The sequence below is a fragment of the Nocardia sp. CC201C genome (assembly GCF_030010695.1).
Classification (GTDB): Bacteria; Actinomycetota; Actinomycetes; order Mycobacteriales; family Mycobacteriaceae; genus Nocardia; species Nocardia otitidiscaviarum.
Genome location: NZ_JASCXP010000178.1, coordinates 1 through 14,128, shown reverse-complemented (window position 1 = coordinate 14,128; position 14,128 = coordinate 1). Strand labels below are relative to the sequence as shown.

Here is a 14,128-nt window from a genome sequence, read left to right as displayed (position 1 = left end):
CCCCCCCGGCCGCCCCCCCCCCCCCCCCCGCCCCGCTGCCGTGCGGTCGCCTCGATGCGGGCCGCGTCGGGCAGCGAGCGATCGGAGCGTCCGCGCACGGTCGTGCTCGCCGCGAGCAGCCGCACCGCTCGCTCGTCCGCACCCGACCGCAGGGCCAGATCCCCGATGCCGACGAGCACGCGAGCCAGCAGCGGGACGTGTCCGGACGCGGTGGCCGCCCGGTAGGCCGCGTCGTGGTGGGCGCGGGCCGTGTCGAGATCCGTCGCCAGATAGCCGCGCAGCTCGTGGATGACCGCGCTGGTGTGCGGCTGTTCCGCTTCCGCGCCCAGCATGGTCGTCGCGAGGTCGATCTGCCGGTGTGCCCGCTCGGTATCGCCGGTCCACCGCGCGAGTTCCGCTTCGGCCAAAGCCAATTCGGCGCGTGCGATGGGCCACGCGGCCTGTTCCGCCCGCCGCCGCGCCTCGGCCAGCGCGGCCCCGCTCGCGTCCGCATCGCCCAACAGCCAGTACAGCTGCGCCTGCCGCGCCCGCATCCGCACCGTGTCCTCGTACGCGCCGACTTCGGCCACCACCGTGGCCGCCTGTTCGAAAAGCTCGCCGGCGGCAGCGAATTCGCCGCCGGTGGCCAGATGATCGGCCAGCTCGGTCAGCGCGAACGAGATACCCCACCGCTCTCCGATCTCCCGGAACTCGGTCAGCGCGGTCCGCAGGTGGGCACCGGTCTCCGGACCGTCCTGACCGAGGACGACCCGCATCTTGCCCAGCTGTAGCCGAGCCAGCGCCCGCACCCACGGATCCTCGTCGGAGAGCAGCGATTCGAACGCGGGCAGATACTCCTGCGGTCCGTGCAGCAGCCGCTCCAGTACACCGGCGAAACGCAGCGTCGGATGGCCGTCGCGGCGGTCGTGAGCGTATTCGTGCGACTTGCGAATCCATTCCGCCAACTGCTGCTCGCCACTGCGCCCCGAACTCAGGAAGTGGACGGCCAGCCCGTACACGGTGGCGCGGGTCTCGTCGTCCACCTCGCCGGGGGCGTCGGCGGCGGCGGTCACGAATTCGGTGCCCTCGGCCTTGTGCCCGCCGAGCCACCAGTACCACCCCGCGGCGGCCGCGAGCCGCAGCGCCCCGGGACCGTCGTCGGCGGCCAGCGCGGCGCGCATGGCGGCGGCGATATTGTCGTGCTCGAGTGCGAGCACGGTGAGCCACTCCCGTTGTTCGGCACGGCGCAGGTGTGGTTCCGCGGTCGCGGCCAGGTCGGTGCAGTACGCGAGGTGCGCCCGGCGCGCGGATTCGGCGTCGCCGGCTTCGTCGAGCCGATCGCGGGCGTACCGCTTGATCGTGTCGAGCATCCGATAGCGCGGCCCGTTCGCGCGAGCGGCATCGTCGTCGGCGCTGCGCAGCAGCGACTTCTCGACCAGCGCGGTCAGCAGGTCCGGCACCTCCCATGCCTCGACCGCCGGATTCGTCTCGTCGCTCGCGCACACCTGTTCGGCCGCTTCGGAACTCGCGCCGTCGGCGAAGACCGCGAGCCGACGCAGCACGACCCGTTCGCTGTCGGTGAGCAGCTCCCAACTCCAGTCCACCACCGCGCGCAGGGTCCGGTGCTGCGGGATCGCGGTGCGGCTGCCGCCGGTCAACAGCCGGAACCGGTCATCGAGGCGGTCGGCGAGCTGATCCAGGGACATGGTGCGCAGGCGGGCCGCCGCCAGCTCGATCGCCAGCGGTATGCCGTCCAGTGCGCGGCAGACGCGGGCCATGGTCGCCAGGGTCGGCGGATCCGCTGTCATGTCCTGGCGTACGGCGGCGGCGCGATCGCGCAGCAGCCTGACGGCGGGCGCGGATTCGATCTGTGCGGGGTCGGCGTCGGGGGCGGGGGAGAGCAGCGGTTCCACCCGCCGGATCGCCTCACCGGTGATGCCGAGCGGTTCCCGGCTGGTGGCCAGAATCCGCAGGCCCGGACATTCGCCGAGGATCCGGTGCGCGAATCGCGCCGCCGCCTCGATCACGTGCTCACAGTTGTCCAGGATCAACAGTGTTTCCCGGTCGCGGATGGCGGTGATCAGGCGTTCCATCGGTTCGGCGTGGGACGCGCCGCCGAGCAGCGTGTCCCGCAGCCCGAGCGCGGCCAGCGCCGCCTGCGCCACATCGCCGGAGGGGCCGAGCGCCGCCAACTCCACCAGCCAGGCTCCGTCCGGCAGATCGTCGAGCATGGTCCGCGCGGTCTCCTGCGCGAGCCGGGTCTTGCCGGAGCCGCCGGGTCCGGTCAGGGTGGTGAGCCGATATCCCGCGAGAAGCTCACGGACCACGGCGATTTCGGCGTCCTTGCCGACGAAGCTGGTCAGTTCGACCCGCAGATTGGTCCGGCGTTCCTCGTCCCGCGCGCCCACCTCGCCGCGCAACAGGGCGACATGCAGCGCGGACAGTTCCGGCGCGGGGTCCGCGCCCAGTTCGTCGGCGAGGGCCTCCCGGGTGCGCTGGTACACGGTCAGCGCCTCCGCGCCGCGACCGGCCGCCGCCAAGGCCCGCATCAGCGCGGCGGCGAGCCGCTCCCGCAACGGGTGCCGAGCCACCACCTCGGTCAGCTCGGCGACCAGGTCCGCACCCCCGCCCAGGCGGACCTCCGCCTCGTAGCGGTCCTCCAGGGCGGCGAGATGCAGCCCCTCGAATCGCGTGACGACGGCGTCGACCGCACCGCTGTCCACGTCGACGTCCCGCATGGGCGCACCGCGCCACAGCTCCAGTGCCGCACACAGCAGCGGAGCCCGCTGCGGGTCCGTGCCGCCGCGCGCCCGTTCCAGCAACTGCTCGAACCGGAAGGCGTCCACGGACTCCGGCGCCACCGCCAGTCGGTAGCCGCCCGCCTGGACGTCGAGCGCCCCGTCCGGCAGTGCCCGGCGCAGCCGGGAGACCAGCGCCTGCAGCGCGTTCGCCGCGTCCGCGGGCGGCTGTTCACCCCAGATCCAGTCCACCAGTTGGGTTTTGGGAACCGCCCGACCGGGCTCCAGTGCGAGTGCGATGAACAGCGCGCGCAATCGGGAACCCGATATCTGGATCACGTCGCCGTCGTCCGCCCGGATTTCCAGCGGGCCCAGCACTCCGATCTGCACCTCGCTCATTCTGCCGTGACCGGCCGGTGCCTCGCGCGTCGACCTTTCGGTGCCCTCACTACCGGTCGTGAGCTGGACAGATGCGGTGCCAGCGGCGGTATCAGCCGGGTGTCAGGTCGATATCAGCCGGACTCGCGACGGTATTCCATGTGAACAGCACAGTGAGTGCGGCTCCCGAACCACCGGATGCCTCCCGGTTCACCGACCAACCTCCGAAGGTAGAAACCACCATGCCCACATTCCCGACCCAGGAACCGATCACCGTCGCCGCCGAGGTGCTGTCCGGCACCGTCACGGTGATCGCCTCCGACCGCACCGACACCGTCGTCGAGGTCTGCCCGGCCGACCCGTCCAAGAAGGGCGATGTGCGCGCCGCCGCGCACACCACGGTCGACTTTTCCGGCGACACCTTGACCGTGCGTGCCCCGAAGAACTGGCGCACCTACACCCCGTTCGGCGGCAATCCCGCCATCGAGATGACCATCGAGGTCCCCACCGGCTCCCGGCTGTCCGTCACCGCCGCCGTCGGCCGACTCCGGGCCACCGGCGAACTCGGCGACTGCGACCTCGACATCTCCTCCGGCGACATCATCCTGGACCGCGTCCGCGGTGCCGTGACCGCCAAGGCGGCCCAGGGCGACATACGTATCGGCACCGCGGTCCACGGCGTGCTGCGGCTGGAAACCGCCATGGGCGAGCTGGAAGTCGGAATCCAACCGGGCAGCGCCGTGCGGCTGGAGACCACCGCCCCGGTCGGTGCGGTCCGCAACCTCATGGCGCCGGTCGGCGCTGCGCCACACGCCGATGAGGTACAGGTGTACGCGCGAAACCTGTACGGTAACATCATTGTTCGCCACGCCGCTGCGGCGTGAGTCCGACCGCGTCGGTGCCGCCGGGAACCACCGTTGTGCTAGGGATAGGTATGAGAAATTCCAAGATCGCAACGGCGGTAACGGGTCTCGCGGCGGGCATGATGATGCTTGCGATACCGGGAACCGCTGCCGCCGCCGATACGGCGACCGTCACCGGCGGGCACGAGAAGATCACCGTGTCGGCGGAGTCCGACTACCCGTGCTGGAGCGCATACGCCCTGATCGACGGCGAGTTGCAGGCGCCACTGGCCCAAGCCGACAATCCGGAGTTCGTCATCACCGGTGTCGCACCCGGCACCCACGATGTGGTGGTGATCTTGCAGGTCGCCGAGAGCGCGGACTGCCTGGTCAATCCGCGCGGGATCGAGGCATTCAACGGGCAGGTCGAGGTCGCCGCATCCAATCCGATCGTCGACCTCCTCGAATCCGGCAGCAGCTGATCAGCTTCGCGCCCCGGTACCGCCATAGTCCATGCCGTCGTGATCATCACGCGGCGTCGGCATCGTTATGGCTATCGGGCCGGGAGGCCAGCGGGTTCAGCGAGTTCAGCAAGTTCATAGAGGGTCTCGGCGAATACGCGGACCCGCGCGGTGTCGCCGTCGCGCCGCCGGATCGGGCCGTACTCCACCGGCGGCGCATCGGCGATCGGCACGAAGGCGACGCCGGGGCGCGCGTGGAACCGCGCGGCGCGCATGGAGACGGGGGAGCCGCCGCGACCCTTCGCCACCGGGGTCGGCACCTCGTTCCAATAGGCCACCGCCGGGCCGCGCGCGATGGGTCGCCCGGCGGGGGTGCGGTGGGGAAGTGCAGTTTATCGGCCAGGGGCAGGAACGCTTCGATCTCGTGTCGTTCCATCCCGGTGTCCTCGATCGTTGAGTTCAGCTCACCGATCGTATCGGAATTCGGCCTTGTTCGACCTGCTCATCCCGTCGAAGGTTGCTCATGTGCAACTGGAGAACACCCTCTTCGACTACAGCCCCATCACCGAACGTCCGGAGTTCAGCTGGCCGGGCGGTAAGAAGGTCGCCTTCTATGTCGGCCTGAACATCGAGCACTTCCGCATCGACAAGCCCTCCACCAGCATCTGGCCCGGCACCGCGGATCTGGTCCCCGACGCGCTCAACTACGGCTGGCGCGACTACGGTGCCCGCGTCGGTGTCTGGCGCGTGATGGACGCGCTGGACAAGTACGGCATCCGCGCCAGCGCCCTGTTGAATTCCGATGTGGTGGAATACAACCCGCAGATCGTCAAGGCGGGTATGGAGCGGGATTGGGCCTGGCTGGTGCACGGCAAGACCAATTCCGAGGTGACGGCGGGAATGTCGCCCGAGGAGGAGCGTGACTACCTCACGCGCGTCGTCGACGTCATCGCCGGGGCGACCGGTGCGCGCCCGAAAGGCTGGATGGGGCCCGGCCTCACCGAAACCTTCGAAACCCCGCGGATTCTGCGCGATCTCGGTCTGGACTACATCCTCGACTGGACCAATGACGATCAGCCCTATGCGCTGAACGTCCCCGGCATGCTCTCGGTGCCCTACACCCTCGAACTCAACGATCTCGGCATCTTCGCCAAGGCCACCACCGGACCCGAATACGTTCGGATGATCCAGGACCAGTACGACGTCCTGCTGTCCGAATCCGACCGCAGCGCCCGCGTTCTCCCGATCGCCCTGCACCCCTTCGTCATCGGCCAGGCGTTCCGGACGAAGTACCTCGAGCAGGCGCTGGGTTTCCTCGCCGCCCAGCCGGACGTCTGGCTCACCACCGCGGACGAGATCGCCGCCTACTTCCGCGACACGGTGCTGGGACAACACTGAAGTCCACCGCGGCCGGTGAGCACGGTCGCCTGTCCGTGCCCGCGCGGCAACCGATTCCGGAGTGGTCAGGACCCGAAGGAGCCGGTGCTGGGCTTGCCGGGCCCCGGGTCGGGGTCGGTCGGCTGGTCGGCCACGGTGACCACCCTGGTAGTCGACGATCCGGCCACACCACCGCGGCCGGAGAACGTGGCTCCGATGGTGTAGTCGCCCGGTGCGCCCGGGGTCCACACGATCGCGGCCCTGCCGTTCGCGGCGACGGGGATGTCACCGAGGATCTGGTCGCCCGCCTTGAACTGGACGGTGCCGCCCGCCGCCGCGGGCGACACGCTCGCCTCCAGGGTCACGGCCTTGCCGACCTGCGCGCCGGTCACATCGCTGAGCACCGTGCTCGACACGGCATCGCCGGACACCGTGATGGCCGGACCCTTGCCCTGGTAGATGCCGTCGCCGAGGGAACCGCCGTAGTGCATGGAGGTCGGCAGCGGGGTGTCGCGGGCGCAGTTGACGCCCACCGTGTACTGCACCTCGAAGGTCTGCGACTTCGGCTGAATATTCGGGTACACCGGGTATTTGGTGATGCCGAACTCGGCCCGGACCCAATCCGAGGAGGAGGTGTCGAGCTGCACCTGATCGCCGCCCATCCGTGCCGAGCCCGGGACCGGGGTCAGGCAGGCGGGATGCAGATCCTTGATCGAGTAGATGTACTCCACCGGAATGCCGGTCCGCTCGAATTTCGTTGTCACCGTGACGATATCACCGACGACCGGATTGGTGTTCGACACCGTCCGGGTGAACTTGCTGTTCCCGTCGCTCCAGGTGATCGACCCCGGCGCGGCCGCCGCCGTCCCCGGCATCGCCGCCACCGCGAAACCGGCCGCCACCGCCACCGCGGCCACCGACCCGGCCACCCGCTGCATTCTGCTGTCCACCATCGTCACTCCCACGCCCCCGGGTGCCCCTCGACATCGTCATCGAGGCGCTGGCGCACCCGAGTTGGCGAGCATTGAATCACGGTGGAACCGCAACTGAAACAGGTTCTGAAATATTAGCTAGTCAGACTGTGCGGCGAGGTGCCGCGCGGTGTGGCATCGGCCGACGGTATCGAGCCGCGCACCGTCGTCCGATGCCCCATCGAATCAGCTGTCGGCTCAGCCGGAGTGGGCGGTGCATTCCGTGTGCATCACGGTCGGGAACGAATCGCCACCCGCCCAGCTCGGATAGTTGAGCGCCCCGATTCGCTGTCTCGCGAACCGGGCCGATCGGGTGGTCGTGACGGCGATCGAAGCCGTTCGCCCAGGTCTGCCCGCTGGGCTTCCAGCGGATACGCCCGGTCGTCCGCTCCGGCCGCGCGTTCGTCCGATGATCCTGTCGAGTGCACCCGGTGGCCGTGACGACCCGACTCGCGATACGGCTCAACGGGTTCCGTGCAAGGCGTGCCGGTCCATCCAGGTGGCGACGGCCGCGCCGATCTCGTGTGGGCGGTCCTCCGGGGCGTGATGCTTGGCGGGCGGGATGGTGACCTTCTCCGCACTCGCGAAGGTGGTCGCCGCCCAGTCGACGGCCTCCGCGGGGACGCCCTGGCCGTTCTCCAAGGCCATGATCAGCTTCGGAAGTTCCGGTGTGCTCGCCAGGTAGCGGCCGTAGTTCTCGATGATGGCCACCACATCGGCGGGCTCGCCATCGAGCGGTAGCTCCCTGGGCCACGCCAGCAGAGGTTTGCGCGAGGCCGGTGTCGGATAGGGGGCGCGGTAGACATCATGGTCTTCCTCGGACAGATTCGTCACCTGCGCGGGCAGGTTGAACTCGATGAACATGTTCTCCTCCAACACCATTCGCTCGCCTTCGGAGCTGCGGTACTTGTCGAACAGCTCCCGGGCCTGCGGTGGCATGTCCGCGGCCCGGCCCGGCCGCAGGAAGGTCTCGATCACGGCGATGCCGCGCACCCGGCCGGGATGGCGTGCGGCCCAGTCCATACCGAGCGCGCCGCCCCAGTCGTGGCCGACGATGATCACCTGATCGAGGTCGAGGGCGTCGAACCAGGCGTCGAGGTAGCGGGCGTGGTCGGTGAAACGGTAGGGACTGTCGGGCTTGCCGGAGGCGCCCATGCCGATCAGGTCCGGGGCCAGGACCCGGGTCTTGTCCGAAACATGCGGAATCACGTTGCGCCACAAGTACGACGAGGTCGGGTTGCCGTGCAGGAATACGACGGGGATGTCGCCGGATCCGGTATCGGTGTAGGAGATGTAGGAGTCGAGCACATCGACGGTGTTCACGGCGGATGGTCCTTTCTCGGGCGGTGTCGCGCACGCCATGGTGGTGCCGGCGACGAGCGCCAGAGCGCCCGCCAGTCGCAGCAGTGATCGCCGGTTCAGGTGTTTCATGTCGGGTCTTTCCTTCAGGCGCGGGCCAGTTCCTCGGCCATGCGGGTGGTGATGGTGGCCAGTACGCGGGCCGCGGTGGCCAGGTCCTCGGGGGTGACCGCGCCGTAGGCGGCCTGCACGATCGCGCCGGAATCGGCGCGCACCTCGGCGGTCAGCGCCGTGCCCGCGTCGGTGACCGCGAGACGGCCATCGGTCACGGTGCGCAGCAGACCCGCGTCGAGTAGCGCGACCACGGCGTGGTCGACATCCGCGAGGTTCCACTGGGTCATGCCCGCGACGCGAGCGGTGTGCCCGGCGCGCTCGACAGGCTGACCTGCGGCGACGGCTTGGTTGAGGGTGATCCACTGCTTCTCGTCGAGCGTGGTGCCGGCCAGTGCCCTGGCGAGGACCGCGGTGTGGTGCTTCTCGGCCTGGCCGACGATCGACGGGGTCAAGGTGGCCGGGGTGGTGGTGCTCATTCGCGATCTCCTCGATCGGGGTGTTGCTCGCTGACGAGGTAGATTCTGGCACTAAGGCTCATATATGCGCAAGTATCAATCGAGATTTAGTTTCTTTCGGTTCTCGGGTTCGCATCGCGCTAGGATTCCGGCATGGCCACCGACGACCGCACCCTGCCGCTGCGCGAACGCAAACGGATCCGCACCCGTCGTGCCCTCGCCGACGCGGCACTGCGGCTTTTCACCGAAAAGGGGTTCGCCGCAACCACGGTGGAGGAGGTGGTGGACATGGCCGAGGTGTCGCGCAGCACCTTCTTCCGCGCGTTCCCCACCAAGGAGGACGTGGCCATCGAGGCCGAAACCGAACTCTGGACGAGCTACCTCGAAATCCTGGCCGATCGCGACCTCTCCGGGCCGATCATCGCCGCATTGCGCGACGCGCTCATCGACACCGCGCTCGCGCTACCGGAGGACTGGGACCAGCGCTACGTCGCCACCCGGCGGCTGATCCTCACCGCGCCCAGCCTGCTCGGGCACGTCGGCTACACCCGTTCCGGCGTGCGGAAACAGATCACCGCACAGCTCATCGGCACACTCGACCTCCCCGGCGACGACCTGCGTCCGCGCATCCTCGCCGAAATGACCACCACCGCTTGGAGCATCGCGGGACGCGACTGGGTGGCCGCCGACGGCGACGGCGGCCGACCCGCCTTGCTCGACCGGCTACGGGACGCCTTCGCCGCCATCCCCGACGCCCTGCGGCTGACAACCTGACGGCCGTGGTCGTCCACTCCCGCGGACCCGGCCGTCTCGAGTATGCGCCGAACTCAGTCGATGCCTCGCCGTGCGGTGTGTAAGGCGGCCTCGTTGAAGGCGCGCACGCGCGCGGTTTCGTGCGCGGCGCGCCAGACGAAGCCCCATTCGACCGGCGGCGCGTCGGCTATGGGCAGATAGACGACATCGGGGCGCAGGTAGAACTTGGTGACCTGAGCACCGCAGACGAAGGCGCCTGCCCCGGCACCGATGAGGGTGAGGATCTCCTGGAAGGTGTGTGCGGTACGGCCGTGCGCGATCGGTCTACCGCCGGGAGTCCGGCTCGGGATGCGATCGTCCAGGACCGATCGCGGCAGGCTGCTCGGCATGCGCAGCAGGGTGAATTCCGCCAAGTCCTCGAGCACGATCGAACCTCGCGTGGCCAGTGGGTGTTTCGCGGGGATGGCGAGCATCCGGTGTTCGCTGATCAGGATGGGGCCCGTGACCAGGTCGGGTTCGGCGATCGGGCGGCTGATCAGCACCATGTCGTAGGCGTCGCTGCGCCACCCGTCCAAGCCGTCGGTGATCTGAACCTCTCGGATGCGCACCTCCGCGCCCGGGTGTTCGAGCCGGAAGTTCGCGGTGGTGCGCAGGATCAACTGTCCCGCGGCGGCCCCCACGAAGCCCACCGTGAGCACACCGTCGATGCCGCGCCCGGCGTCGGTGGCGCGGCGTACGGCCTGCTGGATCTGATCATGACCGTGTTGTAGGTCCTCGCGCAACTGTCGACCGATGGGTGTCAGGGCCACGCGGCGGCTGGTGCGTTCGAACAGGGCCGCGCCGATCCGGCGTTCGAGGCGCTGGATGGTCTGGCTGACGCGGCCGGTGGACACGTGCAGGCGTGCGGCGGCCCGGCTGAAGTGCAGCTCCTCGGCGACCGTCAAGAACGTCTCGATTTCGCTTCGCTCCAACATATTTCAATCGCTTTCCATCGTTGAGTGGGCGTGAACGAACGTTGCCGATCGCGTCGTTGTTTCGGCGGCCTCGCGAACCGATGCTCGGAGATGGCAATCGGATGAGCCATTGCGGAAGGAAATGTCATGAGCGACAACACGAAATACACCCTGGTCTTGGGCGGCACCGGCAAGACGGGTAGCCGGATCGTCGAACGGCTGCACGCGCGCGGGCTGCCGGTGCGGATCGGATCCCGTTCCGCCGAACCGCCGTTCGACTGGGACAACCCGGCCACCTGGGCCCCGGTGCTGCTGGACGTCGAGGCCGTCTACATCACCTTTCAGCCCGACCTCGCGGTCCCCGGCGCGCCCGACGCGGTGCGCGCCTTCGGGGAGATGGCCGCGACGGCAGGTGTCCGGCGCATGGTCCTGTTGTCCGGTCGCGGTGAAGAGGAGGCGCAGGCCGCGGAAAGGCTGCTCGCCGAGGTCCATCCGGGTTTGACGGTGATCCGGTCCAGTTTCTTCGCGCAGAACTTCGACGAGGGTCATTTCGCGGCGGAGATCAAGGCCGGTCGGCTGGTGCTGCCGGTCGGCGAGGTGGCCGAACCGTTCATCGACATCGACGACATCGCCGATCTCGCGGTGGCCGCCCTGACCGGGGACGGGCACGCCGGACAGGTCTACGAGGTGACCGGCCCGCGGCTGCTCACCTTCGCCGAAGCCATCGCCGAAATCGCCACGGCCGCAGGGCGTCCGATCGAGTTCCTCCAGATCCCGGCGGACGACTACGCCGCCGGGGCGCGCGCCCAGGGTTTGCCGGACGAATTGGTGGACTTCCTCGTCTACCTGTTCACGACGGTACTCGACGGCCGCAACGCGCACGTGACCGACGACATCGAACGCGGACTCGGTCGCGCGCCGGGCGATTTCGCCGACTACGTGCGCAAGACCGCCGCCACCGGTGTCTGGACTGTGTAAAGGCGGGTGTGACAATGGACTCCCATCAACGGACCGTCACCATCGACGGAATCGATTTGTGCATGGAGGGTTTCGGTGATCCGGCCGACCCTGCGATCGTGCTGCTGCACGGCGCGGGGGATTCGATGCTGGCGTGGGATGCCGAATTCGCCGAGTTGCTCGCCGCGGGCGGTCGGTATGTGATCCGATACGACAGTCGGGATGCCGGGCGCTCGACCACATTCCAGGTCGGCGCGCCGCCCTACGGCCTGCGGGATCTGGTCGCCGACGCGGCCGGGCTGATCAAGGCCGTCGGCCTCGATCGAGCCGGTTTCGTCGGCATGTCCCAGGGTTCGGCCGTCGCCCAACTGGTGGCGCTCGACCATCCCGAACTGGTCACGACCCTGGCCATCGCCTCGGGCACACCGGGCGGACCAGGACATGAGCAGCCGGATCTACCGGGCATGACGCCGGAGCTCGCGGCGCACTTCGGCGGGGAGACGCCGACGCCGGATTGGTCGGATCACGCCGCGGTGGCCGACTTCCTGGCCGAGTCGCTGCGTCCCTTCGCCGCTGCCACCCGGCCGTTCGACATCGACGCGCACCGTGAGCAGGCTCGTCGCGTGGTGGATCGTGCGGCCGATATCGCCGCGCAGCTCACCAACCCGTATCTCCTCGATCCGGGCGAGCCGTGGCGTCATCGGCTGGGCGAGATCTCGGTACCCACCCTGGTGCTGCACGGCGTCGACGACCCGCTGTTTCCGATCGAACACGGCCGGGCGCTGGCCGCCGAGATCCCGGACGCCCGATTCGTGCCACTATCGCAGACGGGTCATGAGGTGTTCCCGCCGCACACCTGGGATGGCGTGGTGACGGAGTTGCTCGCGCTCACCGACCCGACAGCGGACTCAACGCGCTAGCCACCCCGCGCAGCGGCGCGTCAGGAACGGCATGATCACCCACACCATGGCGGCCACCGCGACCGGCAGGATGCAGGCGAGGCGCAGCGGTGTCGCCAGCGGTTCCAGCACCGGCGCGGTGACCGTCACCAGGATGGTGAGCATCGGGTAGAGGCCGGCCAGCGTCAGCAGCCAGAACTTCCACTTCGGCGGGTGGGCGCCGGGCTCCTCGGCCGCTGTGTTCCGCACCGTGGACTCGTGAGTCATGGTCATCATCGTTCCTTTCCCTGACCTTTCACCGTGACGACGGTGCCGCCCGCCCGACTGTGACATCCCCGCTACGAGGTGCTGCGATGGGCCACTTCTCAGGTCTGTGTCACACTCGTGCGCGCCGCGTCGTCAACCAAGCAGCAAACTGGAGACAGCGGCAGACAGGATGAGAACAGTGGGTATCGAAGAATTGCGCTCCGTGGTTCGCGGTGGGGTGCTGACGCCGGGCGACGCGGAGTTCGACCGGGCCGCGCAGCCGTGGAATGTGGCTGTCACGCAATCGGTTTCGGCGGTTGTCGCGGTGGCCGACGCGCAGGATGTGGCGGCCGTGGTGGAATTCGCGGGCCGGACCGGGCGGCAGGTGGTGACGCAGCCGACCGGGCACGGAGCCACCGGGGACGTCGACGGTGCCGTGCTCGTGCGCACCGGAGCACTGAACTCCATCGAGATCGATGCCGAGCGCCGGGTGGCCCGGGTCGGCACCGGTGCGCAGTGGGGCCGGGTGCAGGCCGCGGCCGCCGCGCACGGGCTGGCGGGGCTATCCGGTAGCAATCCGGTGGTCGGTGTCACCGGCTACACCCTCGGCGGTGGGTTCGGCTGGCTGGCCCGCAAGTACGGCTGGGCATCGAATGCGGTGCGCGCCTTCGAGATCGTGGACGCGGCGGGCCGTCCGGCGCGGGTAACCGCCGACTCCGATCCGGAGCTGTTCTGGGCATTGCGCGGTGGCGGTGGTGATTTCGGCGTCGTCACCGCCCTCGAGTTCGACCTGGTGCCGCTGCCGCGCCTGTACGGTGGCCGCGTCATGTGGTCGGCGGATCGGACCCGAGAGGTCTTCGACCTGTTCACCGAACTCACCACCGACGCTCCCGCGGAACTGTCGGTGTGGTTGCAGCGCTACCAGATTCCCGGCGCGGCCCCGACGGTCGCGCTCGACTTCGCCTACCTGGGCGACCCGGTCGAAGGCCGCGACCTGACCGCCCGCCTCGACTCCCTGTCCGGTGCGATCGCCGACACCCGGGGCGAACTCACCCCCGCCGAGATCGGCCGAATCACCGCCGAGCCCACCGACCCCAGCCCGTCGCTCTCGCGCGGCGAGCTGCTCACCGATCTCGGCGACGCGGTGGTGAAAACCCTCCTCGACGCCCCCGTGGCCCCGCTGCTCAACATCCAGCTCCGCGGCCTCGGCGGCGCGCTCGCCGAATCCCGCCCGGACGGCGGAGCCCGCGGCCCGGTCACCGAGCCCTACGCCCTCTATCTGCTCGGCCTCGGTCTGCCCCATCTGACCGCCGATATCCGAACCCGATTCGCCGATATCGTCGACACCCTCGGCCCCCACATCACCGGCAGCAAGCCGTACACCTTCCTCGCCCCGGGCGAATCCGCCGCCGCGGCCTTCGACCATGCCACCCTGACCCGCCTGCAGACCATCAAGCGGGCCCGCGACCCGCACAACGTCATCCGCGCCAACTTCCCGGTACTCGGCTGACCGTTGTCGATCCGCCGCCCCCGGCGGCGGATCCCGTTCGCTCACCGCGCGGTTGGCCGGAGACGAGCGGGCGCGGACGGTCGCCAGTTGCCGCGATCATCGTGCTTGCCCCGGAACACCGCCCGCCACCGGCAGTTTCGGCTACTAGGGCGAGTGTCGGGCGGCCGGCGGGGGGTGCTGTGGGGGGGCCCCCCGA

At 69.3% G+C, this 14,128-nt stretch carries 14 protein-coding genes; 7 read left to right on the top strand and 7 right to left on the bottom strand.

The features are described 5' to 3' along the window. The coding region (locus QK444_RS19345) for a BTAD domain-containing putative transcriptional regulator (protein WP_282782263.1) at positions 1 to 3,107 on the bottom strand (3,107 nt) is incomplete at its 3' end. Positions 3,108 to 3,337: 230 nt separating this feature from the next. Here QK444_RS19345 and QK444_RS19340 point away from each other — a divergent pair. Beyond that, complete coding sequence (locus QK444_RS19340; protein ID WP_282782261.1) at positions 3,338 to 3,979, top strand: DUF4097 family beta strand repeat-containing protein; 642 nt, start codon at positions 3,338 to 3,340, stop codon at positions 3,977 to 3,979. A 50-nt stretch (positions 3,980 to 4,029) separates the two neighbouring features. Then, positions 4,030 to 4,419: a hypothetical protein gene (locus QK444_RS19335; protein WP_282782259.1), complete on the top strand. Its 390-nt coding sequence runs from the start codon at positions 4,030 to 4,032 to the stop codon at positions 4,417 to 4,419. A 71-nt stretch (positions 4,420 to 4,490) separates the two neighbouring features. Here QK444_RS19335 and QK444_RS19330 read toward each other — a convergent pair whose 3' ends face one another. Then, entirely contained in the window at positions 4,491 to 4,706 is a 216-nt protein-coding gene (locus tag QK444_RS19330) for a hypothetical protein (RefSeq protein ID WP_282782257.1), read from the bottom strand. 217 nt (positions 4,707 to 4,923) lie between these two features. On the opposite strand from QK444_RS19330, the gene QK444_RS19325 reads away from it, so the two are divergent. Continuing rightward, positions 4,924 to 5,796 carry a polysaccharide deacetylase family protein gene (locus QK444_RS19325; protein ID WP_282782255.1) on the top strand — a complete coding sequence of 291 codons (873 nt, stop codon included), beginning with the start codon at positions 4,924 to 4,926 and terminating at the stop codon, positions 5,794 to 5,796. A 65-nt stretch (positions 5,797 to 5,861) separates the two neighbouring features. Here QK444_RS19325 and QK444_RS19320 read toward each other — a convergent pair whose 3' ends face one another. The 3 genes from QK444_RS19320 to QK444_RS19310 all read right to left on the bottom strand — a co-directional run bounded on the left by QK444_RS19320 (position 5,862) and on the right by QK444_RS19310 (position 8,635). Next, a complete protein-coding gene (locus tag QK444_RS19320) occupies positions 5,862 to 6,728 on the bottom strand; it encodes an Ig-like domain-containing protein (RefSeq protein WP_282782253.1) in 867 nt (288 codons plus the stop codon). A gap of 480 nt (positions 6,729 to 7,208) precedes the next feature. Beyond that, on the bottom strand, positions 7,209 to 8,177 hold the full coding sequence (locus QK444_RS19315) for a haloalkane dehalogenase (RefSeq protein WP_306356794.1): 969 nt from the start codon (positions 8,175 to 8,177) through the stop codon (positions 7,209 to 7,211). Between the two features lie 14 nt (positions 8,178 to 8,191). Then, entirely contained in the window at positions 8,192 to 8,635 is a 444-nt protein-coding gene (locus tag QK444_RS19310; protein WP_282782251.1) for a hypothetical protein, read from the bottom strand. Positions 8,636 to 8,767: 132 nt separating this feature from the next. Here QK444_RS19310 and QK444_RS19305 point away from each other — a divergent pair, with 132 nt between their 5' ends. Then, positions 8,768 to 9,388, top strand: coding sequence for a TetR/AcrR family transcriptional regulator (locus tag QK444_RS19305; protein ID WP_282782249.1), 621 nt, complete (start codon positions 8,768 to 8,770; stop codon positions 9,386 to 9,388). 53 nt (positions 9,389 to 9,441) lie between these two features. Here QK444_RS19305 and QK444_RS19300 read toward each other — a convergent pair whose 3' ends face one another. Next, positions 9,442 to 10,341: a LysR family transcriptional regulator gene (locus QK444_RS19300; protein ID WP_282782246.1), complete on the bottom strand. Its 900-nt coding sequence runs from the start codon at positions 10,339 to 10,341 to the stop codon at positions 9,442 to 9,444. Between the two features lie 126 nt (positions 10,342 to 10,467). On the opposite strand from QK444_RS19300, the gene QK444_RS19295 reads away from it, so the two are divergent. Both QK444_RS19295 and QK444_RS19290 read left to right on the top strand, forming a co-directional pair. Beyond that, entirely contained in the window at positions 10,468 to 11,298 is an 831-nt protein-coding gene (locus QK444_RS19295; protein ID WP_282782245.1) for an NmrA family transcriptional regulator, read from the top strand. Positions 11,299 to 11,312: 14 nt separating this feature from the next. Beyond that, positions 11,313 to 12,197: an alpha/beta hydrolase gene (locus QK444_RS19290; RefSeq protein WP_282782243.1), complete on the top strand. Its 885-nt coding sequence runs from the start codon at positions 11,313 to 11,315 to the stop codon at positions 12,195 to 12,197. On the opposite strand, the gene QK444_RS19285 is transcribed toward QK444_RS19290, so the two are convergent. Beyond that, positions 12,186 to 12,449 (bottom strand): hypothetical protein, encoded by a 264-nt coding sequence (locus QK444_RS19285; RefSeq protein WP_282782241.1) that lies wholly within the window; start codon positions 12,447 to 12,449, stop codon positions 12,186 to 12,188. The two genes, QK444_RS19290 and QK444_RS19285, sit on opposite strands and share 12 nt — an antisense overlap. Positions 12,450 to 12,621: 172 nt before the next feature. Here QK444_RS19285 and QK444_RS19280 point away from each other — a divergent pair, with 172 nt between their 5' ends. Then, a complete protein-coding gene (locus QK444_RS19280; RefSeq protein ID WP_282782239.1) occupies positions 12,622 to 13,932 on the top strand; it encodes an FAD-binding protein in 1,311 nt (436 codons plus the stop codon). Positions 13,933 to 14,128: the final 196 nt, after the last annotated feature.

Coding starts and splice junctions, on each gene's coding strand:
- QK444_RS19290 (WP_282782243.1), top strand. CDS start 11,313: ATGGACTCCCATCAACGGACCGTCACCATCGACGGAATCGATTTGTGC.
- QK444_RS19300 (WP_282782246.1), bottom strand. CDS start 10,341: ATGTTGGAGCGAAGCGAAATCGAGACGTTCTTGACGGTCGCCGAGGAG.
- QK444_RS19295 (WP_282782245.1), top strand. CDS start 10,468: ATGAGCGACAACACGAAATACACCCTGGTCTTGGGCGGCACCGGCAAG.
- QK444_RS19335 (WP_282782259.1), top strand. CDS start 4,030: ATGAGAAATTCCAAGATCGCAACGGCGGTAACGGGTCTCGCGGCGGGC.
- QK444_RS19340 (WP_282782261.1), top strand. CDS start 3,338: ATGCCCACATTCCCGACCCAGGAACCGATCACCGTCGCCGCCGAGGTG.
- QK444_RS19315 (WP_306356794.1), bottom strand. CDS start 8,177: ATGAAACACCTGAACCGGCGATCACTGCTGCGACTGGCGGGCGCTCTG.
- QK444_RS19305 (WP_282782249.1), top strand. CDS start 8,768: ATGGCCACCGACGACCGCACCCTGCCGCTGCGCGAACGCAAACGGATC.
- QK444_RS19285 (WP_282782241.1), bottom strand. CDS start 12,449: ATGACCATGACTCACGAGTCCACGGTGCGGAACACAGCGGCCGAGGAG.
- QK444_RS19310 (WP_282782251.1), bottom strand. CDS start 8,635: ATGAGCACCACCACCCCGGCCACCTTGACCCCGTCGATCGTCGGCCAG.
- QK444_RS19320 (WP_282782253.1), bottom strand. CDS start 6,728: ATGGTGGACAGCAGAATGCAGCGGGTGGCCGGGTCGGTGGCCGCGGTG.